General features: G+C 37.5%; 16 protein-coding genes. 9 read left to right on the forward strand and 7 right to left on the reverse strand.

Annotated features, from left to right (window positions below; genetic code table 11):
• The first annotated feature begins 57 nt into the window (after positions 1-57).
• From AC2SLP_RS11265 to AC2SLP_RS11275, 3 genes are all read left to right on the forward strand, one after another.
• Positions 58-1,272, forward strand: a complete 1,215-nt coding sequence (locus tag AC2SLP_RS11265; protein ID WP_486535535.1) for an IS256 family transposase — start codon at positions 58-60, stop codon at positions 1,270-1,272.
• Positions 1,273-1,554: 282 nt separating this feature from the next.
• Positions 1,555-2,028 carry a translesion error-prone DNA polymerase V autoproteolytic subunit gene (umuD, locus tag AC2SLP_RS11270; RefSeq protein WP_486536756.1) on the forward strand — a complete coding sequence of 158 codons (474 nt, stop codon included), beginning with the start codon at positions 1,555-1,557 and terminating at the stop codon, positions 2,026-2,028.
• A gap of 221 nt (positions 2,029-2,249) precedes the next feature.
• The gene (locus AC2SLP_RS11275) at positions 2,250-3,545 is read left to right on the forward strand and encodes a Y-family DNA polymerase (protein ID WP_486536757.1); all 1,296 of its coding nucleotides are present in this window, start codon (positions 2,250-2,252) and stop codon (positions 3,543-3,545) included.
• A 19-nt stretch (positions 3,546-3,564) separates the two neighbouring features.
• On the opposite strand, the gene AC2SLP_RS11280 is transcribed toward AC2SLP_RS11275, so the two are convergent.
• The 7 genes from AC2SLP_RS11280 to AC2SLP_RS11310 all read right to left on the reverse strand — a co-directional run bounded on the left by AC2SLP_RS11280 (position 3,565) and on the right by AC2SLP_RS11310 (position 12,906).
• A complete protein-coding gene (locus AC2SLP_RS11280) occupies positions 3,565-4,197 on the reverse strand; it encodes a class I SAM-dependent methyltransferase (protein ID WP_486536758.1) in 633 nt (210 codons plus the stop codon).
• Positions 4,198-4,210: 13 nt separating this feature from the next.
• Positions 4,211-5,173: an HNH endonuclease family protein gene (locus AC2SLP_RS11285; protein ID WP_486536759.1), complete on the reverse strand. Its 963-nt coding sequence runs from the start codon at positions 5,171-5,173 to the stop codon at positions 4,211-4,213.
• Positions 5,174-5,313: 140 nt separating this feature from the next.
• Positions 5,314-6,651 (reverse strand): hypothetical protein, encoded by a 1,338-nt coding sequence (locus AC2SLP_RS11290; protein ID WP_486536760.1) that lies wholly within the window; start codon positions 6,649-6,651, stop codon positions 5,314-5,316.
• Positions 6,652-6,765: 114 nt separating this feature from the next.
• Positions 6,766-8,652 (reverse strand): hypothetical protein, encoded by a 1,887-nt coding sequence (locus AC2SLP_RS11295; RefSeq protein ID WP_486536761.1) that lies wholly within the window; start codon positions 8,650-8,652, stop codon positions 6,766-6,768.
• Positions 8,645-11,086 (reverse strand): hypothetical protein, encoded by a 2,442-nt coding sequence (locus tag AC2SLP_RS11300; RefSeq protein ID WP_486536762.1) that lies wholly within the window; start codon positions 11,084-11,086, stop codon positions 8,645-8,647. The genes AC2SLP_RS11295 and AC2SLP_RS11300 overlap by 8 nt, the downstream gene beginning before the upstream one ends.
• A gap of 1,000 nt (positions 11,087-12,086) precedes the next feature.
• Positions 12,087-12,497: a leucine-rich repeat domain-containing protein gene (locus AC2SLP_RS11305; protein WP_486536763.1), complete on the reverse strand. Its 411-nt coding sequence runs from the start codon at positions 12,495-12,497 to the stop codon at positions 12,087-12,089.
• Between the two features lie 223 nt (positions 12,498-12,720).
• Positions 12,721-12,906: a hypothetical protein gene (locus tag AC2SLP_RS11310; RefSeq protein WP_486536764.1), complete on the reverse strand. Its 186-nt coding sequence runs from the start codon at positions 12,904-12,906 to the stop codon at positions 12,721-12,723.
• A 654-nt stretch (positions 12,907-13,560) separates the two neighbouring features.
• Here AC2SLP_RS11310 and AC2SLP_RS11315 point away from each other — a divergent pair.
• The 6 genes from AC2SLP_RS11315 to AC2SLP_RS11340 all read left to right on the forward strand — a co-directional run bounded on the left by AC2SLP_RS11315 (position 13,561) and on the right by AC2SLP_RS11340 (position 21,791).
• Entirely contained in the window at positions 13,561-14,397 is an 837-nt protein-coding gene (locus AC2SLP_RS11315; RefSeq protein WP_486536765.1) for a PP2C family protein-serine/threonine phosphatase, read from the forward strand.
• Between the two features lie 96 nt (positions 14,398-14,493).
• Complete coding sequence (locus AC2SLP_RS11320) at positions 14,494-15,582, forward strand: helix-turn-helix transcriptional regulator (RefSeq protein ID WP_486536766.1); 1,089 nt, start codon at positions 14,494-14,496, stop codon at positions 15,580-15,582.
• 47 nt (positions 15,583-15,629) lie between these two features.
• Complete coding sequence (locus AC2SLP_RS11325) at positions 15,630-16,721, forward strand: hypothetical protein (RefSeq protein WP_486536767.1); 1,092 nt, start codon at positions 15,630-15,632, stop codon at positions 16,719-16,721.
• Positions 16,722-16,987: 266 nt separating this feature from the next.
• A complete protein-coding gene (locus AC2SLP_RS11330; RefSeq protein ID WP_486536768.1) occupies positions 16,988-18,379 on the forward strand; it encodes a DUF262 domain-containing protein in 1,392 nt (463 codons plus the stop codon).
• Positions 18,369-20,483: a GmrSD restriction endonuclease domain-containing protein gene (locus AC2SLP_RS11335; RefSeq protein WP_486536769.1), complete on the forward strand. Its 2,115-nt coding sequence runs from the start codon at positions 18,369-18,371 to the stop codon at positions 20,481-20,483. Before AC2SLP_RS11330 ends, AC2SLP_RS11335 begins: the two co-directional genes overlap by 11 nt.
• Before the next feature lie 93 nt (positions 20,484-20,576).
• Positions 20,577-21,791: an IS256 family transposase gene (locus AC2SLP_RS11340; RefSeq protein WP_486535535.1), complete on the forward strand. Its 1,215-nt coding sequence runs from the start codon at positions 20,577-20,579 to the stop codon at positions 21,789-21,791.
• Positions 21,792-21,822 lie beyond the last annotated feature (31 nt).

Below are 21,822 nucleotides of genomic sequence, written 5' to 3' on the forward strand. Positions count from 1 at the left end.
GAGACTTTCCCAAACTTTGTGTAACTGCTTATAATCCATAGTAAAGGAGAATAAGCAATGACAAAACAAACAGAACTAAAAAAACTAGCCGAACAAATGGCCAAACACGTTGGCAGCTTTGAAGACATCAAAGCATTTCAAAAAGAGCTCATGCAGTCATTTATTGACACTGCATTAGAAGCCGAGATGGAAGAGCATCTAGGCTATCCTAAGCATGAAAAGGCGGATACCCCAAACAAGCGCAACGGTCACACCAAAAAGACAGTGCGCAGTGACACAGGTGAGATTGAAGTATCTACACCCAGAGACCGTGAAGGAAGCTTTGATCCTGTATTGGTTGCAAAGCATCAAACTCGTATCACTGGGCTCGATGATAAAATCATCATGTTTTACGCCAAAGGCCAGACAACCACTGAGATTGTTGAGAGTATCAAAGATATCTATGACGTTGATATCTCAACCAGTCTCGTATCAAGGGTTACTGACAACATCATAGATGACATCACAGCATGGCAGAATCGTCCACTAAGTAGCTTATATCCTATCGTATATTTAGACTGCATTGTCGTTAAAGTACGTCAAGACAAGCAAATCATTAATAAAGCCATCTATCTGGCCTTAGGCGTCAATCTTGAGGGCAAAAAGGAGCTACTGGGTATGTGGCTATCGGAGAATGAAGGCGCTAAGTTCTGGCTAGGTATTCTCACTGAACTACAAAACCGTGGGGTTCAAGATATTCTTATTGCCTGTGTGGATGGTTTAAAAGGCTTTAGCGAGGCAATTAATACGGTATATCCAAACACACAGGTTCAGCTATGTATTGTGCATATGGTACGTTACTCTATGAAGTTTGTACCATGGAAAGATAGAAAAAAAGTAGCGGCTGGTTTAAAGGCGGTTTATGGTGCTGATACGCTTGAGCTGGCAGAGGCTAGCCTTGAGCAGTTTAATGAGATCTGGGGCGATAAATACCCGCATGTGGTTACCTCTTGGCGCAATAATTGGGAGGGCTTAACCGTGTTCTTTGATTACCCGAAAGACATTAGAAAAGCCATTTATACGACCAATGCTATCGAGTCATTAAATAGCGTGATTCGTACCGCTGTGAATAAGCGTAAGATATTCCCATCTGATCAAGCGGCGTTAAAGGTTGTTTATCTAGCGACTCAGCAGGCGTCTAAAAAGTGGTCGATGCCCATCCGTAACTGGACGTCTGCTCTTAATCGATTTATGATTATGTTCGATGAGCGTGTTAGTAAGCATTTAATCTAAATTGCAGTTACACAGAATTCAGGATGGGCTCGTAAAATCATAGTAGCTATTAAAAAATAACTTATGCATAGCGAGCACCTAATTTGAAGCTTATGTAATTACAGTTGTTTATCAAACTCAAGGTTATATCTTTCGTTACGCAGCGGAACACTAGGCTATGCTAGCTACTAAACCTTTATGCCTAGTAAGTTTCATTCAATCGGCACGCTATTTCGAAAAGGTGAGGTTCGAAATACTTATCGTATAAATCTCGATACTGAGTATATATATTAATCAAACCACATGTTTAAACCTTATATGACCATCAAACTGCTAGGCAAACTATACCCCAAAAGCTACAGCCCGTTGCCATACTTTATCGAAAAGGTGCCGGCAGGTTTTCCTTCGCCTGCATCGGGCTATGTAGAAACCAGTATCGATTTAAACGAGCTTTGCATCAGCCACCCCAACGCGACTTTTCTAGTACGTGTTGGTGGGTTGTCTATGATTGATGCAGGCATCCATCCTGAAGACTTACTTGTTGTTGATCGAAGCCTTGAGGCACAACACTGTGACATCATTGTCTGTGCCGTTAATGGTGAGTTTACTGTTAAAGAGCTGTGCCTTGAACCAACACCTAAGCTGGTAGCTTATAATGATAATTTTGAAGATATTCCCCTATGTGATGATATCGACTTTGAAATCTTTGGTGTGGTCAAAAACATCATTCGGGAAGTGAAACGTGGACGAGGGCAGCGTCGTCGTTTTGACTTTTAAATCTATCGCTTCTTGCTCGCCCTTTTTACACATTATTTCTCCTGTAATTAATCTCGATTAATCAACTCTTAAATATAAAGCGACAACAGCCGTCGTAAGCCTCTTGCTGACTCTATTCTTGCATGAAGTAACTCTGCTATCTTAATAAGGTAGTGTGAGTAATTAGAAGCGTCACAGCATTTTACCCATTCACGGTGATAACAAGTAGATAAGAGTCGACCATGTATGCTCTAATAGATTGCAATAGCTTTTACGCTTCCTGCGAAAAGCTGTTTAGCCCTGACCTTAAAAACAAACCTGTTGTCGTTTTATCTAACAATGACGGCTGCGTGGTTGCGCGCTCACCAGAAGCGAAAGCCTTAGGTATTAAAATGGCCGTGCCTTATTATCAAGTCAAGGACTTCTGTGCTCAAAATAACGTCGCAGTGTTTAGTTCAAATTATGCGCTGTATGCAGATATATCGCAGCGGGTTATGAGTACTTTAGAGTCGCTGTGCCCTACGGTCGAAGTGTATTCGATAGATGAGGCTTTTTTGTACCTTGCCGATTACCCGGTGGCCATGCAAGATTTAGATGCCTATGCTAAACAGATTAAGCAAATTGTTGAGATGTATACAGGTATCCCTGTTGGTGTTGGGATAGGGGAGACCAAGACACTGGCAAAGCTGGCTAACTATGCTGCTAAGAAATACCCCGCTACTAAAGGAACCTGTGTATTAACCAATCCAAGATGGATTAGGCGACTGATGCAGATTACAGATGTTGGAGAGGTCTGGGGTGTGGGCAGACGTTATAAAGATAGGCTCAATGCAATGGGGGTTGAGACTGTATATCAATTGGCAATTTGCGAGTCTGAAAAAATCCGTCAGCACTTTGGGGTGGTATTAGAGCGAACGTGTCTAGAGCTAAATGGGCAACCTTGTCTTGATATTGAAACCATTGAACCCAAAAAGCAAATCATCTCTTCACGGTCATTTTCAAAACGCATTACCGCTCAAACGGATCTAACAGAAGCGGTGTGCGCTCATGCCTCACGTGCGGCTAACAAGCTGCGTCGTCAAAACAGCGTATGTAGTGTTATGACTGTATTTGCCAAAAACAGTGCGTTTAATAAAAACGAGAAATATATACCCATATCAGGTCAATATCAGTTTGAAACACCAACTGCGGATAGCAGAGAGCTAGTTAAAGCAGCCAGACTCGTACTGGACAAAATCTTTAAAGACAATATTCGTTATGCGAAGGCTGGCGTTATGCTATCGGGGATTTGTCAGCACGATGAGGTACAGCTTGATTTGTTTAGTGCAGAAGTCGATGCACAAACTGATGACAAAGAACAGGCACTTATGGCGGTAATGGATGAGCTAAATAGCAAATATCAAGCAGACAAACATCAGCAAAGCGCTCTGTTTATAGCCAGTGAAGGGATTAAAGAAAATCAAAAATGGCAAATGAGTCGTGAGCTTCTAAGCCCTTGCTATACAACCCGAGTGAGTGATGTGATTGTGGCAAAATAAGGTGGTTAATTGAATTGACCTAAACCTTTTTCGTCATAATCACATTAAACCACTCCTCATCTCGATCTTCTCTTAGGTCAGAGGTAATCCAGCAATCATACTCAATCGTACAGTCGACGCGAAGCTGATTCAGCACCTCTAACAACCGCTCTTCATTTATATCACAGAAAAATCGCTCACCATCGTATCTTTCAGCGTCGCCATGCTTAAAAGAGGCGTACATAATGCCCTCAAACTTTAAGGTTTTGATTAAATCCGCCATTAGGTAAGGCAGTGCTTTAAAAGGAACATGCAATAAAGAAGCGCATGCCCAAATGCCCGTGAACTTATCCTCCCAACCTTGGATTCTAATCTCATCAAACAGGACGTTTAGCCACTTAACCTCACTGAGCTCATAGTTTTTCTTATTAATATTAATTATCTCTGAGCTACCATCGATAGCAGTGACATTGATTGCGTATCTATTAGAGATCCAAAAGGCATCTCGACCAGAGCCACAGCCAACATCCAAGACATGATTGGGAATACCAAGATGAAACGGCAATTCATAAACAAACCTATCACATAAATCATTGGTTCGAAGATTTCTCGTTTGATTTATATAAGTTTCAGCGTTTTGGTTATAGTAGTTTAGAGTCTCTTTGGTTTTCATGTCTATCTACCTATTAAAAAGTACTGTCACCTTGCTTGGATGGTTGCCAAACGTGAATGAGCCTTTGTTTAGAGAAATCATAAGACTTTTGCAAAAACTGTTTTCGCTGAGTTTTTGTTCTACCCGTTTGAAGGATTAACGTTTCGCGCAGAGGATGATGGCTCTCAATTAAATACTCGTTACGTGTATTGAGTCTATCTAGTAACAGGGTAGAGGGGACTTGAGCAAACTTACCATCATGGCCGCGATTACAATCTTGGCAAGCAAGAACGAGGTTCCATATACCATCCACATTTACTGGTTGGCAGCAGCCTGCTTCGGCAACTTGAGGTTTCAGGGTGTGTGGAAAGAAGTGGTCGACATCAGCCAATTGAGTATCTTGAGAAGCAATACTGATCTCTTTAAAACAATAAAAGCAGCGGCTCTTCTGATAACCGTTTAGAGCACCACGTGAGCTGGTAATCCCAACACGGCGATGGCTTGGGTCATGAGAGAATAGTTGCTTAGTTTCTTGATCAAATTCAACGGCGACTAAGTTTTTATTTAGATTTAACTCCCAGGCTTTTTCAACCAGATTCCATCTTGATTCTGTTTCTTGATTCAAGTTTTCTGCTGAGTAGTCGAAGACGTAAAATAGCTTAAACAAGTTGTCCGTTAAGCGAATACCTTTATTAAATTTACGCTCATCGATAAAAAACTCTTCATCAATCACATCATAAAACCGTTCTTGTACCGCCTTTGTATTAACAACATGGAACGCATCTAGTACGTATTTAAAGCCTTCTTTGGTGGTGATATCAATGAGCTTAGTCTCAGTAATCGTCCCTTGGTTAAAGTCCATGCAAGCCTGAATAAACTTACTGCTTCTGGCAGTGCTTTGTTTGGGACTGTGCTTTAGGTGCTCGCATAGATGCATGGTATAGGGCAGGGCTAAGTCATCGAGTGTAATCAAATCTGATTTACTGTCTAAGCTCACATCAATAAGGCTTTTTGCCAGTGCAAATTTATAAGAAGCCGTGTTGCGGCCAAATAAAATAATGGCTCGCCAGTAGTTTTATAGAGTGGGTTCAACGTCAACGAAGTTCATAGCTGATTTATTCCTTCTTGATTTAAAACTTAGGGTTTATCTTCATCAATAGGAAGACTATCATCCATAACAAGCATCAAATGAACAAAATATCTAAGTAAAGGAGAGTACTTCCAAGTTCTTTTATTGGATGAAAAAGTGTTAGAGCCACTTCTTTTTTCTTCATTAGCAATACCTATTCTTATAGTAGTAGAGTTATTCTTTTTATATCGCATTTGTTTATACTGAGATTTGCTCAAAGCTTTTTCTAGCAATTTATCACTACAACTGATCAACCAATTTTTAGCAGGTAGTAGTTCCGTTGCAATATCAATGAAGCGCTTTAACTTTAGGTTGTCTGCTTGTGAAAAAGATATATAAGCTTTGCTGACAGTAACTTTCTGACTACAAGTCTTAATAAACCACTGCCAATTAACATCTGAATGAGTGCGTAATTTCGTTGCATTGTTTACCAAATGAGTAAGCAACCTATAGTCATTTTGCTCTTGTACGCTAAGAGGGCTAAGTTTGGTATTTCCAGAGAAATCAGGCTTAATAAAACGTAACTTACCACGAGTATTGGTTATGTTTGCAACTTGATAGGCTCTTTTCGCTAAAGTCTGAGCATCATCGTAGTTGATGTTTAGTATTGCGGCAACTTCATTGAGAGGCATACCCTTATCAGACAAAGAGAGTAACTGTTCAACGGTATTTATTCCATAGCGCATAAAAAGCTCATCTTTTTTAGTAGCTGCAAGATCATAAAGGCCTTGTTTATTAACATACTCTATGGCAAATACTGGTGATTTACGTTTTGGGTGGTTAATACGTCTAAATAAAAGAAGACGAATACTGAGCAAGCTAACCTTTTTATTATCAATAATAGCTTGGTTGTTACTAAGCTGTTTATAATTAATTCCTGTGATGTTATTGATAGTCTTAGTAGGAAGCTTAATATCTGCCTCACTAAGCTCATAAGTAGCCATTAAAGTGGCTATATGGTTATAGTATTCAAAACTGCGTTGAGGTGATAAATGCCCCATGATACCTGCTAATGCGTACCAGGTATCTTGAACATCAATGTGCTCACCCAATAGGCCGTGCTTAATACGTAACACATCTTCTTCATCGTAGTCTGTTAGTGACTGTATAAGATGTTTATGACCCATCAATACTAGAGAGAGATTAGTTAAGGCAGTATGGCGAAAGCCGTGGAAAGTATGGTTAATCTCTGGATCACTTTTAATTGTAATATCTTTTAAAACTCGTTTAAAAAGTTGTAGCGGTGCATGATCATTTAGTGGCTGACGGTCAGAGGATAGTGTAAAAATAAATCGATTAGGATTTGTGCCAATATTACTTTGTATAAAACTTAAAAAAAGTGTCAATTCATCCGGATTTAGCAATGCAAAAATAGGGATTCGACGAATACTACTTTGAGTTTTGGTTGAGCGATAACTATTAGGTCTTATTACTATAGACGGCTGTGATTGAGGTAAGCCTTAAATGTCATTGAACTTCAATCCCAGTATCTCTTTTTTTCGCATGCCAGTCCGATAGGCCAAGATAAAAATCAGTGCCAGCATGTCACGCTCTAAAATATTTACTGAGAGCAGTATCTGATTAATAATGGTTTTGTAAGCTTGTGGCGATATTAATTCAGACCGGACTCGTCGCCCTTTTTGTGAGTACTCAATAGTGACTCTAGGAAACTGGTATTTATCGCTAGCAAAGTTATGCATACGATTAAATAGCTTAGCAGAGTATCCAAGGTCCTTATTGCTTCGGGTAAAAGCTTTGTACTCTATAATATCTTCATAAAGTATCTCAAAATCCTCTTCCTCCCACGTATCTATTGCTTGACCCATAGTAAAATAGAGCCACTCATAGCCAATAGCCTTAATGCATTTCAAAATGCTTTTATTGCTGGGTGGCTTCTTTTGATTTAACAAGCTGAGTATCCAGTTCAGTAAAACTGTTTCACTTAGATCTTTATACTGATTGCAACGCCTTTCAATCCGTTCAATTAAAGTAGGAGGTTTATAACTGGGTCGCTTTTTCTTTAACTCTTCATCTAACTTAAAATCCTTAGTTAACTCACTAATCAAGTCCGATTTTCTGACCTTAACCTTTTTCTGGTCATTATCAATTGAGTGAGTATTGAAAGATTTACTGATATTAAGTTCGATAATATCTTTTAAATCATAATCAATGTTTTCTGGTTTATAGTTTTGATTTAATAACTGATCAAAGTTAGATGTGCTTAGTCCTGAAGTGTTTTGTCTACCTCGTAGTACGGTCACAGAGGCTTGATCTATATCAACATTATCTAATAGCTCCCAGTGGTAGCTTGCGTAGTACAATAGTGTTGCCAAAGTAGGCACCTTGATATCGAAAGGCTCAAGCACCGGCTTTAAAGTGTTAGCTAGATAGTCTTTAAGTTTCTTGTCAGTTAATTGGTACAGTGTCTTCTTAATTTCTTGTGTGTTAACTTGTTGGTGGTATCGCATAAGCCAGCATTGACTGACTAAGTCGATAATAATTTGTTTGGTATTAAAAAGGGTTTTGCTGTCTCTCGATCGTTCATTACCATAGTATTTTTGTTCAAATCTAGCTGATATAAAAGTTCTTTGATTAATAAACGGTTTATAGTCTTTTTCTAACAGTGCAATAAGCCATCCTTTAAGCATATTGCTTTCATTAATCCCACCATAAACAATGCCTGAAAAAATTAGCCAGCCTAAAATCTCATCTGAACTATATTCTTTTGTTTGATACCAGTGGTCGTGTACGATCCGAATAACTCGCTTTAATTGTTTACCCTGTTTAATCCATCTTTGATTTACAGTCAATGGATTAGGTTTGCTTGGTTTAGGTGGATGAAATATAGGGTAAAAATGCTCAGCCAACATAAAGTGCTGGTTTTGAAACTCAATAAAATCGTTAACACCAATACCTGCTTGTTTTTGCTTTCTTTTGGTTTTGAATTTTTGAGCTATTAATGTATTGCATTGCTGATGAAATTCACGATAACCTTTGTCAGAAATAGGTCTTAAGTTTTCATAAGTTTGGTAATGGAAGTTTGATGGGCTTAAATTCCAATATGACCACTGGCTGGTAAAACTTTCTAAGCAGGGTTTAAATATAAAACTTTCAACAGGCGCTGCTAATTGAAAGAATTTAGAAACTGACTTTAGGTATCTTATATTCCCAGGGTGCTCTTTCTGTAATCGTTCCCACAGTGTTTGTAACTCTGAAAACACTAGTATTTTAAGCTTCTCAGTTTCACTACTTTGATTATAAATTTCAGGGTAAGGAACATATTTTTTCTTTCGGCCATCAAATTTAGCTAACCCATCAACAATTTTAGGCGGATTTAGTTTAAGCATTATCGGTATCTCTGTAATAATGCAGCGTTGTGTTTTTTATTGTTTTAAGCTGAAGTGAAGTTGCGATATGTTCTAATATACCAGCAACACTTTTGATCTTTGATTTACTAAATGAGGACAGTTGTCCAAGAGCTTCTTGACGACCCTTTTCATGACCGATAACTGTGTTAATAAGCACTAGGTTGACGCCATATTTCTCAAGCTGTGTTCTCACAAAGTGACGAGTCCAGTAAGGGTCAGCATCGAGTATTTCATGAGTCATTTGGTAAGCATCACCTCGCTTAATATCCTTTAAGCTATCAGTACTGTCTGATAATAGCCTTAGCAAAGCGACTTCTTCTCCAAGACGGATTTCATCGACACATTTACTTACTCCATACTTTAAAGGATGATGTGTTTGGTAGTTTATGAGATAGGCTTGGTAGTCTGTTAAGTAGCGTACTAAGGTAGGACATAAGGGAACAAGTCTATGGTTTTGAACGCTCTTACTGGGCTTGTCATAAATTAGTAACCATCCTGATTCAAAATCAAGATCTGATATCGTACCAATGCCATTATTTGGTCGTACCCCTGTTAATGTGCAGAATACGTACCAGACTAAGATACTTGTCCGATTAAAGTGGATATCAGCATTTGGGCTGCGCTTAACCCATGCTTGAAGATCAGCCATAAACTTACGAACATAATCAAGTTTAAAGGCGAAGGCTGAACCTAATGTGTATTTATGCCAAGCAGTTATATACGACAAATCAAAGTTATTATTAGTATTTAACTTATTTAAAGCGGCTTTGTAGTGGGTAATTATCTCTTCACTTGTGTGACTGCTGTAATACATTGCTGGAGCATGAGGTGCAGGAACTCGGCATATGATATCTGCAATATGTGAATGACAACAGTTAGGTGTGTATCTAGAGAGTACAACGTGAAGCGCAGTCTCTATACGATTTATTGATAGATAGGGTAGTTGAAGAGATGCACGCAGTTTTGATAAATAGTCAGTTAGAGCCTCTTTCTTAGGAACTTCATTTGATGAAAAGTACTCAATTAGCCAAAGTGGGAGTGGCACTTTTACTTCGTCAAACTCATTTTCATATATTGATTCATCAAATTTTTTAGATCTTTTGGTTACACCCAGGTGGTGTCTAATATAAGCTTTATTACTAAGGGTACGAAAGATACTTGAATGACCGATATACCCAGGATTGATTAATGATTTGATAGGTAGGCCTGTAAGCATTGACAGTAATAAAAGACTAGCTGCACTTTTTTTATTTTCATTAGCGTCTGCTTTGGCATCATGATTTATGGCATTGAATAAGCCTTGGTAGCCTGCTAAGGATAAAATTCGAGTATTCGAGTTTAACCCCAGATCACGCTGGGACATATAGTTCTGTTGCAGCGTGATATCTATAGTCTGTAGAGGAGCTGAGTGGTTAATTAACGGATCTGGTGGCTTGTTATAATTAATATAAGGTCTGTCATAATGGTCAATCTTTTCCTCGGTGCTGGCTTCAAGTCCACTATATTCATCTACTTCAAGTTCAGGTTCAAAAAATCTAGTATCTATCTTTGGAATGTGTGCTTCAATATCATCAGGTGTCGTATCCCAGTAATAAGGGGCAGGCTCTTTATTCAAAGGTTCATTGGCAGCATTAGTTTTGTCTAACTTTATAGGTGTAATTTTTGTCTTTATTTTTTTAGGGGGCTTACTTTTCTTTGAGTTAGTCTTCTTAGATTTCAAAAAGTGAGCATTTTGATAGGCTAATGTTATTTTTTGTATTTGGCTTAATCTAGCTTTTACCTCAGACTTACTTTCTTTAGAGCGAAGTAAGTCAATAGCATCACGATTGTCTAAGTCACTAAGGCTATTCTCCTGTTGCTCTAAGATAGTACGAAAAATTGATAAAATATCGTTTATGTTCATATTTAAAATGGAAACATCAGGCAGTGATTTCCAGATCCAAGTTCTGTTCGGGGATTCAGAGAATTGAGCCAGTTTAAACTGCATCAATATATTATGAGCATGGGTTATTATCTTAAGATGTGTCAATAATATGGAAGTGTGTAGTGCTAGTGCCAGCCAAATAATTTTTTTGTTAGAAAAACTATATTGCTGTTTAGTGATGATATGTTGCATTTGGATGAGTAGCTGCATTGGCAGTGGCTTACTAGACAATTCAGACTTACTTATTTTCATAAATTCAGGAGCAACGGGTTTTGATTGCAGAACTTTAATGATTTTCATCAAAAAATCATATAGGTTATTCTCCGGTTGTTCATAACTGATGTGAATAATTACGACTATATCAGAGATAGCTATAAGCACTTCATGGGGGTAATCAAAGTGAGGGTCTTCAAGGTTTAAAACAGTCTCCATCAGGTCTTGATGAGATACCCACCTTCTTTGACCCTCTTTAGGTATATTAGTTAGCATATCTATTAGGTCCTTTTAATGCGAGAGTAATAGGTCTGCTCAGTAATACCAATCAGCTGACAAAATGTTGTTATAGCGAAGAGGTTTTTTTTCAGCAGGTTTTGCGTCATATCCTCTGTCAATATTTTTTGGAGATTTTCAAGAATAACCTTTAGGTCTAGTAATGCCTTATGTCTAGATATAATGTCGATTAACTCAAAAAAAGCTATACCAAAATTACATTCATCTTGAGCAGATGAGCTGATAAGCACATTTTGTCTAAGTGTGTCTTGTTCAAGGTTATGACTTTTGAGAAGGTAATAGATCTCGAAATTATTAGCTAGTAACTGTTTCTTGTCGCTTTTAATAAGTATTGTTAGCTTAAATAGGGCGCGTCTTTGTTCACACTTAAGGTTCTTATTATGGTCTAGGAAGGGTCTGATATCCTCAGCGTAAATTTTAAATAAATCGGCGATTACAGGGGAAATGAGAATTCCTTTTTTTTTGCAGCTTAGCTATTGATGTTATATCCATTCTGAGTTCTCTAAGTTCAAAGCTATCGTTAATAACTATGAACTTAGCACTCTATACTCTGAATTTGAAGTAAATTTACATTTAAGACGCTCGAATATAAGTTTAGGTGAGTTTAAAGAAGTAGAAGTTGAGGTAGATAGTATGACCGTCAGCGTGGTAAGACTAGCTTTTCTTTACCTTCGAGGGAGCTCAAAACTCTGTGTCGGCTAAATTAAAGACGCATGACCGAATCTAATCGACCAGGGCAATAGATAGACTCTATTATTATGTTAAGGTAGGCTTACGAGTTTTTTTATTAAATTATCTGGTATATGTATTAATCTACATCCGTTAATGTGTAAGGGATACAGTTATGTATTCGATTTGAATCCGCCTATCTTTATAATGATTTATTTATATCCTTTGTGATTATTCAATAAAAAAGCGTCAGTGCAATTGCATTGACGCTTTTTTTAAACCATAAAGCTTTTATTAATATCAAATACTCTTATTCAACATGGTTATCGATGAAGTTTTGAACAGCAGGGTCTATATCTAGCAACGAGCTTTCTTGAAACTCCAAATGCTCTAAAGATGTTAGCTTAGCAAAGCTATCTGGCAAAGACTTCAATTCATTTTCATATAAGCTCAAATGGGTTAGTTTTGGCAAATTACCAAAAGACTCAGGCAGGCTATCAAAGTGTGACGCTCTAATATTGATATATACAAGGTTTGATAGATTATCAAAGTCTTCAGGCAAATACTCAAGAGGATTCACACAAAGAGTAAGGCTGCTAAGCTGTGTTAACTGAGTAAAAGATTTAGGCAACTGCTTAACCTGAGTACCTCTCATGTCAAAAACTCTAAGTGACGATAGTTCACCGATGTTGTCAGGAAGTTTTTTAAGAGACCGCGACATAATATACAGCTCTTTGAGGTTTTTTAATTTACAGAAGGCCTCTGGAATCTCTTCCATGGATGTTCTAAGAAAGACCAACTCTCTTAACCCATCTAATTCTTCAAAACCTTTGGGAAGCTGCGATCCACCATTTAATCTTAATTATCTAAGACTTTTGAGATTTTTAATCGCTTCAGGTAAAGCGGCAATAGGGTCACGGCTATCAATTTCCCAAAACCCACCCTTACCATCCGGTACGTGTGGAGTAGCCGCCAAAGAGGATATCGAGCTCACTTAGTCTTAATAAGGCATCAGCCTCTCTAGGAATCTTAGATTCAGGGATATTATTAGCATCCGCCCAGTCCCATATCTCTTTCATCCAAGCTTGAGTGTTCGTATTATCGATGTCAGTTGTGATATTCGTAGTCATAAGTTTACCTTTAATGATTTTTAAAGTAGGTGAGGATATTTAAAGTATCTATTTATTTAAGAGTTAAAGTATTTGTTAATGCGAGATAAAGTTAAGTGCAGTAATAAAAATAAGGTAAACCCAGTAGGTTTAAGCTACGTGACTTAGACAATTGAGAGGTCATTGTTGATAGGGAGTTGAGCGATTCAGAAGGACACAACCGTGCAAACACTCTGCTAAAACGTTTAGCGAGCAAGCTGCAGTATGTACTTATGAATGATATAAAAACGAGGGATTGAGGAATTTTAGACATAAAAAATCTCCTAGTGCTCTGTCTGTGCCAAATTGAAACGACACAGTCACCTTACAGAGCAAAAAGGAGTTGTGCGTTTTACCAGTTGTTGTTTTTCATCGCGCTGGAAGTAGCCGTAAACCCACGATGTATTTTTATAGTAGCAAAAGATTTAGTATTTGTGCAAGGCGAATTAAAATGTAGGAAAGTGAACGTAGCAGTTAGTCGTTACTAGATAAATATAATAGTTAAGATTAGGCTGTGGCATATAAAATCATTATGCGATTAAGCTCATAAAACAAGAGGTTATAAATCAAACCTAGAAAATAACTTTCAAGGTTGTGGTCTATACTAACTATCTAGAAATTACAGTGGTGCCTTTTATGAATACGTTTTTAGATTGCACAAAGATAGTCGGTCAAGCCTGTGCCATAACCTTTCAAGGGAATGCCAGCAACAACCGTCAGCAAGATGCTTTCTTTTTTATAGATGACTCTTACCAAGAAACACTTGGTGTAACAGCCGTTAAGCCTGTTAGCTTACCGCTTTATTTGGCTGTATCAGATGGTGTCGCCAGCTCTAATTACTCCCAGCATTGCTCCAAAGCCATAGTTAAAGCTATCAAAGCATTGATAGATAGTCAGCAACCATTAAACGCTATTAATATTCACAATATTATTAGCGATACCAAATACAGTGCTAAACGTTATGGCGCAGCGGCTACGCTGGCGATGCTTGAGGTAAAAAGTGAGCAAGGAGAAGTAAAAGGTAAAATCACCCATGTTGGTGATAGCCGTGTTTATCGACTTACAAGCGGATCTTCGCAGTGGGAGTGCTTGACTCGAGATCAAAATCTGCTTAATGATCTGATTGATGAGCAATTGCAAGCGGAAGGCAGACAAACACAGATGTCAGATTATAACCAAGCAGGTATGGCTGGCATGCTATATGCCATTACCGAGTGTTTTAGTTTGTCTACTAAGGATGGGTTTAATGCTGAAGCGCCGCAAAGCGAGGTGACGACAATAGAGATTAACGCTGGCGATAGCTTGGTTATTTGTACGGACGGTATACACGATTTGGCACCCAGTGACGAGTGGGAATTAATAGATAAGCATACGGATTTGCAGAAATGGCTACTCATATTAAAGACACAAGTTTATCAATCAGAGGGCAATGCTTATGACAATGGCACAGCAATTGTGGTGCGTTTTGATTAAATTAAGCAAATTTTAAAGCACAGTTATCTTATCTATTTAGTGGCAAAAGAAGTCAGTATTAATAACGATATAACCGCCAAATAAAGTGAGTAAAAAATGCCAACTCATCCTATTTCAAGCTATAAAAAATCCGAGCGTCTATTTGTGTTATATCAATATTTACCACGCAGCAAAGCGCAAGCGGTATCACTGACAGAGCTTATGAATAAATACGCCAGTGACACTGACAACTTTGCCAATCAGCGTAAAAATCTTGAAAACGATCTATTTAGCTTAAACCAAATATTTACAGATATCTTTTATAGCCAAGCTTTGGTTCGGATACCGGCTTGGGGTCAAAACATTAGTGGGCAAACGGCACGGTTTCATATCGAACCTGATTTTAGTATCGATGCCATTAATGAGCAGACTGTATTCTTTTCGGAGATGCTTAGTAATTATACAGTCAACTATTTACCTGTCTCCTTTCAGCAAACCCTTCATCATAAATTAGCGCATATCCGTAAACGTGAAAAAGTACGATTCCATCAAAGTGCATTGGGGCAGTGGCAAGATTATCTCATCAATTTACCGAGTGTGGTACAAGCACCGGCTATCGATAACCAAGTATTAGCAGGTATACATCAGGCATTACTGAACAAAAGCCAGCTAAGCATTATTTATCAAAACAAATGGCAACAAAAGCCGAAACAAAGAGTAATCTATCCTAAAGGGCTGGTGTTTATTGACAACATGATGTATCTCACAGGGTTCAATCCTGTTGATGAGCATATTGATGATGAGGTTCTATTAAAAGCACATAGAAACTTCGCGGTTAATCGAATTAAAGACGCTGTTGCGATTGATAAGCCCACGCCAGATTGGGTTGATCGAGATGCCTTTACGCTTATGCGCTTGCATAAACTCGGTAAACTAGAGCCCACCAATAGCCATGAGATTAAACTGGTTCTTAAGGTTCAAAAATATGCTTGTCAGCATTTATTAGAGCGTCCTTTAGCAGATAATCAGGACATTACTACAATTGATGATAACTGGAATAGAGTAACGGCAACGGTTGCTAACACTCAGCGTTTAGAGGACTGGCTGGTGAGTATGTCTCAACTTGCCGTCGTCATTGAACCTGAACAATTAAAGGTGACAATTTTAAAGCGCTTACAGAGTGCAATGAAATTGTATTACGAATAATACTTAATAAATCAATAGCACAATAAAACACACAAGGCGTATCACTGATGAATCAAGATTCTAAATCAGATCAATCAAGTTCTACTAATGATAAGAGAACAATCATCCAAACTCACATAAAAAATCAAGCTATAAGGGGTGAAAAAGAAACAGGTGATAGGTGGCAGAAGCAAGAAGGCAGTGAAAATAGTGTTACGCCAGAAAATTGGATGATAGAGCTATGGGATTGGGCGGATGAAATGGGAGTTTATGAAAATGAAATACCTCGCAAAACTGATAAGCTACTTGAATTGGTTTCGCTCAATATTGCCTCTTGTCATATATCCACTTTACCCGAAGCACTTTGTAATTTAGTTAATTTAAAAGAGTTACGGCTTGAATGTCCCAATTTAAAGAGCTTGCCTCGCTCAATTAGCCAGTTAGAATCGCTAAGTTTCATTGAAGTTCAGAGCGATAAGATAACAGATTTTCAGGCAGAGCTTCCAGATAGTTTTATTCAAAGCTTTCGTAGTAAGAAACTTCATATATCCGGCATACTTTATGGTCAATTCTATACCCCAAAAGGAAGTTATGACCGAATAGCACATATTGCTTTGATAGACGTTAATGACCTTTGGACAAAAGAAGCTTTAACAGAATTAAGAGCTCAATCTGGCGTTAGTATGGTCATAGGCCTTAAGGCAAGAGGTATGAAGCAGACTGTAGGTACGAATAACTCAAAACTTGTCGACTGTATAGTGAACTGCGAGATAGATGATATGAAAGCCATTGAGCAAATGATTAATGGCTTTTTAAATAATGGCGTAGTTAATTTTATTGCTTTTGACTATTGTGAGCTATTTGAATTAGTACGAGATAAGGAGCTTTATTATGCTAGTAATTTAGAGTCGCTTTCCAAACATGAAATAATACGTCAAACCACTATAAATCTGGTTAAGAAGATACCGAGTAATATAGAAGGGTTGATAGTACATATTGAATCTACTCGTGAGCTAACTTTAAATGAGTTGAATGTTATTACTGAAAACTTAATTGACAACACAAAAGTTGATTTTCCCTTTGAAAACTTTTACTTGAATAACAGCATCGTTGATGAAGCTGAGCATTTTGTTATTAAGACTTTATATGTTGTTGATTAAGTTTATAAAAATTAAACATACATAAAACCTGCTTTAGTCAATTTAATTAACTTATATTTTGTTTTTTTGTAAATCCTGGGTTTTATGGACCGAATTTTGCCGACTCTAATAAAGTGAGTATTTTTAAAGCTAAAGGAGTCTTTGAATTTTATGGGATTTAGGTCTAATAGAGGTATAAAAAACATCAGTTTAAGATGGGTTTATAGCCAAACTTACTAAAGCAAATAATTAATCAGTATAACTACGTTTCTAAAAGGATGATTTAAATGACGGATGGTTCTAATAATGATGAGAAATTAATTACTAATACCCAAATTCTAACTATTAAGGATGTTTTAGCTAAAGCTAACCTGAATATACCCGAATACCAACGCCCGTATAAATGGCAAGACTTCCATGTATTGAAGCTGATAGATGATATCCAAACGCAATCTGATAAACCCAGCTATCGGTTGGGTACGATAGTTTTGCATCAAAAAGACGATGGGCTTGAGATCGTTGATGGGCAACAAAGGATAGTTACAATATTATTACTCATACAAGCATTTATGCAATCCTCTAAAGCAAAATATTCAACAGTCTTTAAAGGTATAGACCAAAATATAGAAACGCTATTAAAACAATTCAAATATAAAAGCACGGTTTCAAAAGCCAACCTTCAAAAGAACTATCAGGTAATACGACAAGAAGTTAATAAAGCTGAATTTACTCACCATACAATTGAGTTTTTGCTTAAACAGTGTGAAGTGGTGGTCATTACTCTAAGCAACATATCTGAAGCCTTTCAGTTTTTTGATTCACAGAATGCGCGAGGGAGAGATCTCAATCCACACGACTTGCTTAAGGCCTTTCATTTAAGAGAGTTTGATAACGATGAGAAACAAATAAAAATTGCTACTGTTAAATTCTGGGAGGATTCAAACACTGAGGATTTAGCGTTTTTATTCTCAAAATACTTGTATCGTATTAGAGGATGGATGAATGGTCGCTCATCAAGGTTTTTCACAAAGTCAGACGTAGATATATTTAAAGGCGTTAATTTAACGGGCTCAGCTAATTATCCATCACTAAAAGCATTAAAAATCACACACCACAATATTGATGACTTAAATCAGCAGGCCAGAACTCGTTTAGGCGTTGATAGAGATATTTTTTCGTTCCCTTTCCAGTTTGATCAAACCATTATTAATGGGCGCAGATTTTTTGAGATGGTCCGTTATTATCAGGATTTTGAATTTCTCAGACACAAAGATCAATTGATTAAAAAAATTGAACTTAAAGATGAGTCTAAAGAGATACTGGAAGTAATCAGCAATTATTCAGGAAGGTATAGGACAGGTGATAAATATACTCGCGGTGTTTTTAATGCTTTATTAATGGCTTATTACGATAAGTTTGGCGAGCACGAGCTTTCATCCGCCTTAAACAAAATATTTATCTGGGCATACTCTCTGCGATTGGATTACCAACGTTTGTCTTTTGCCTCAGTAGATAATTATGTGTTAAAGCGAAACCTATTTATAACATTAAAAGAGGCGAATCATCCTAAAGACTTTTTACATGAACCTCTGCCAATACTGAATGATATAAAAGACAGTAAAAAAACAGATGAAATTGTCACTTTATTCAAAGAAATGGGGTACTACAATGTCAAATAATACGCCTGAACCAAAATTTTATGATATTAAAAAGCTACTAACTGAAGACTCATACGTTATTCCTATGTATCAACGTAACTATGCATGGGCGGATCAAGAGATTAATCAGCTTATTGATGATGTACTCGACTATCAAACGAAAGGCTCGAATAATGATAATTACTATATAGGTACGCTTGTTGTATACCAGCAAAAGGACGGAAGCTATGAGGTTATTGATGGTCAACAGCGGTTGACCACACTGTCATTATTGGCAATATATCTTAAAAACAACAACAACTCTGATGAACCTGTATTGAGCTGGTATCAAACAGATAATTTTAATTTAAGCTTTGAATGCCGAGATAAGTCTACCTATACCTTACAGGCGCTATTCAACAAAACTTTATCAAATAACGGTAAGCACTTAGCTAATAAGAAGGAAGACAAAATCAATTCTGCTATTTTAAATGGTTATAAAATTATTGAAAAAACGCTTAAGTCTAAGGTTGGAGAGCGAAATACCACGCTAAAAGTCTTTAGTGATTATGTTAGTCATAATATTAAAATCCTAAGAGTTGAAGTACCAGAGCATACAGATCTAAATCACTACTTCGAGGTTATGAATAATCGTGGTGAACAGCTAGAAAAGCACGAGATTTTAAAATCGTATTTACTGAGTGCTGTTCAAAACGATAGCCAGCTAACAACAGTAATTAACACCGTATGGGAAGGTGTTTCTAACATGGAGAAGTACATTCAGACCGCATTTAATACTAATTTGCGGACTAAAATATTCGGTGAGTCGTGGAAGGAGTTTAAGCTTTCAAATTTCGACGATCTAACCAAGTGCTTTGCGGAAGATAAGTTAGAAAAGGACTCTCAGAGTAAAGAACAGGAAGTAGAGGCTACAGATGAAGATCAGCCAATGAGCATTCTTCAAGTATTATCATCTGACAAGCGATTTTCAACTGAGAATGACGCACAAGGTGATGACAGTGAAAGATTTAGATCTGTTATTAATTTTCCTAGCTTCTTAATGCAAGTTTTACGTGTTTATATTCATGGTAAGAAGCAAATTAAGCCTGCTGATTTGGCAGAAGCTGATGTAGCAGAGGTAGAAAGCAAAACCATTCGTTTGGATGATAAAGCGCTTCTTGATGAGTTTAAAAATTATATTTTGAAGGATGCAGACACAGTAAAAGATTTTATTTTTTACTTACTTAAATGCAAGTTTTTCTTTGATAAATATATCATCAAGCGTCAATACTTGAATGGTGGTGAGAGCTGGGAGTTAAAACAGTACTTTAAGTCCCAAAATAACTCAGGGAGCTATAACAATACTTTTGGTAACAGTACCATTGAAGAGAGTGACGATAATTCAAATGATAGTTTGAATAAGCAAATAGTTATGCTATTGGCAAGCTTTCATGTGTCTAACCCATCTATGAGCTACAAGTATTGGCTAGATGGTGCTCTACATTGGTTGGTTAATCATTCAAGTGAAGAATCTTTAAATGCTGATGGTTATTTAAATTACCTGACAAATATGGCAGATAGCTTCTTGTTTGATCGTTACCTTGCCGAAGATCCGCTCGATTACTATGACATCGTTTATGAAAATGGATGTCAGCCTCAAGGTAAGCCGAATGACATACAAGATATTAATGATAAGTTCTTGAGGTATGGTGAAATAAGAAACAACTTTATTTTTAATTATCTGGATTATTTAATATGGCAAGACAAGGGTAGTACTAAGGGAAAATATCAAGATTTTGAATTTTCGTTTAGAAGTTCAGTTGAACACTTTTATCCTCAGACACCAGATGGTATAGATGGTATGATTAGAGATGATCTTGATAGCTTTGGTAATTTGTGTTTAATCACTCATAGCCAAAATTCATCGTTTAGTAATAAGCCATCGTTAGAGAAATTAGGCAGTATTAAGCACAAGTATCTTGATACCAACAAAAAAGGTAAGGGTTTCCCAAACCTTAAAATGGTTGAGCTAGCTGAAGCATTAAAAGGACAATTTACTTCTGAAAATCAGGATGTGAGTGTTTATAGTAATTTAATACAAGAGCATGAGCGAAATATGGTTCGACTGTTTGTTACAGAGCAATAAATACTAAATAATATGGGGTATAGGAGCTATCTAATAGAGACTTTCCCAAACTTTGTGTAACTGCTTATAATCCATAGTAAAGGAGAATAAGCAATGACAAAACAAACAGAACTAAAAAAACTAGCCGAACAAATGGCCAAACACGTTGGCAGCTTTGAAGACATCAAAGCATTTCAAAAAGAGCTCATGCAGTCATTTATTGACACTGCATTAGAAGCCGAGATGGAAGAGCATCTAGGCTATCCTAAGCATGAAAAGGCGGATACCCCAAACAAGCGCAACGGTCACACCAAAAAGACAGTGCGCAGTGACACAGGTGAGATTGAAGTATCTACACCCAGAGACCGTGAAGGAAGCTTTGATCCTGTATTGGTTGCAAAGCATCAAACTCGTATCACTGGGCTCGATGATAAAATCATCATGTTTTACGCCAAAGGCCAGACAACCACTGAGATTGTTGAGAGTATCAAAGATATCTATGACGTTGATATCTCAACCAGTCTCGTATCAAGGGTTACTGACAACATCATAGATGACATCACAGCATGGCAGAATCGTCCACTAAGTAGCTTATATCCTATCGTATATTTAGACTGCATTGTCGTTAAAGTACGTCAAGACAAGCAAATCATTAATAAAGCCATCTATCTGGCCTTAGGCGTCAATCTTGAGGGCAAAAAGGAGCTACTGGGTATGTGGCTATCGGAGAATGAAGGCGCTAAGTTCTGGCTAGGTATTCTCACTGAACTACAAAACCGTGGGGTTCAAGATATTCTTATTGCCTGTGTGGATGGTTTAAAAGGCTTTAGCGAGGCAATTAATACGGTATATCCAAACACACAGGTTCAGCTATGTATTGTGCATATGGTACGTTACTCTATGAAGTTTGTACCATGGAAAGATAGAAAAAAAGTAGCGGCTGGTTTAAAGGCGGTTTATGGTGCTGATACGCTTGAGCTGGCAGAGGCTAGCCTTGAGCAGTTTAATGAGATCTGGGGCGATAAATACCCGCATGTGGTTACCTCTTGGCGCAATAATTGGGAGGGCTTAACCGTGTTCTTTGATTACCCGAAAGACATTAGAAAAGCCATTTATACGACCAATGCTATCGAGTCATTAAATAGCGTGATTCGTACCGCTGTGAATAAGCGTAAGATATTCCCATCTGATCAAGCGGCGTTAAAGGTTGTTTATCTAGCGACTCAGCAGGCGTCTAAAAAGTGGTCGATGCCCATCCGTAACTGGACGTCTGCTCTTAATCGATTTATGATTATGTTCGATGAGCGTGTTAGTAAGCATTTAATCTAAATTGCAGTTACACAGAATTCAGGATGGGCTC

The organism is Psychrobacter sp. CX21, assembly GCF_057396255.1.

Bases quoted from the DNA above. Each gene is read 5' to 3' on its own strand.
- AC2SLP_RS11265 (WP_486535535.1), top strand. From the start codon at position 58: ATGACAAAACAAACAGAACTAAAAAAACTAGCCGAACAAATGGCCAAA.
- umuD (WP_486536756.1), top strand. From the start codon at position 1,555: ATGTTTAAACCTTATATGACCATCAAACTGCTAGGCAAACTATACCCC.
- AC2SLP_RS11275 (WP_486536757.1), top strand. From the start codon at position 2,250: ATGTATGCTCTAATAGATTGCAATAGCTTTTACGCTTCCTGCGAAAAG.
- AC2SLP_RS11280 (WP_486536758.1), bottom strand. From the start codon at position 4,197: ATGAAAACCAAAGAGACTCTAAACTACTATAACCAAAACGCTGAAACT.
- AC2SLP_RS11295 (WP_486536761.1), bottom strand. From the start codon at position 8,652: ATGCTTAAACTAAATCCGCCTAAAATTGTTGATGGGTTAGCTAAATTT.
- AC2SLP_RS11300 (WP_486536762.1), bottom strand. From the start codon at position 11,086: ATGCTAACTAATATACCTAAAGAGGGTCAAAGAAGGTGGGTATCTCAT.
- AC2SLP_RS11305 (WP_486536763.1), bottom strand. From the start codon at position 12,497: ATGTCGCGGTCTCTTAAAAAACTTCCTGACAACATCGGTGAACTATCG.
- AC2SLP_RS11310 (WP_486536764.1), bottom strand. From the start codon at position 12,906: ATGACTACGAATATCACAACTGACATCGATAATACGAACACTCAAGCT.
- AC2SLP_RS11315 (WP_486536765.1), top strand. From the start codon at position 13,561: ATGAATACGTTTTTAGATTGCACAAAGATAGTCGGTCAAGCCTGTGCC.
- AC2SLP_RS11320 (WP_486536766.1), top strand. From the start codon at position 14,494: ATGCCAACTCATCCTATTTCAAGCTATAAAAAATCCGAGCGTCTATTT.
- AC2SLP_RS11325 (WP_486536767.1), top strand. From the start codon at position 15,630: ATGAATCAAGATTCTAAATCAGATCAATCAAGTTCTACTAATGATAAG.
- AC2SLP_RS11330 (WP_486536768.1), top strand. From the start codon at position 16,988: ATGACGGATGGTTCTAATAATGATGAGAAATTAATTACTAATACCCAA.
- AC2SLP_RS11335 (WP_486536769.1), top strand. From the start codon at position 18,369: ATGTCAAATAATACGCCTGAACCAAAATTTTATGATATTAAAAAGCTA.
- AC2SLP_RS11340 (WP_486535535.1), top strand. From the start codon at position 20,577: ATGACAAAACAAACAGAACTAAAAAAACTAGCCGAACAAATGGCCAAA.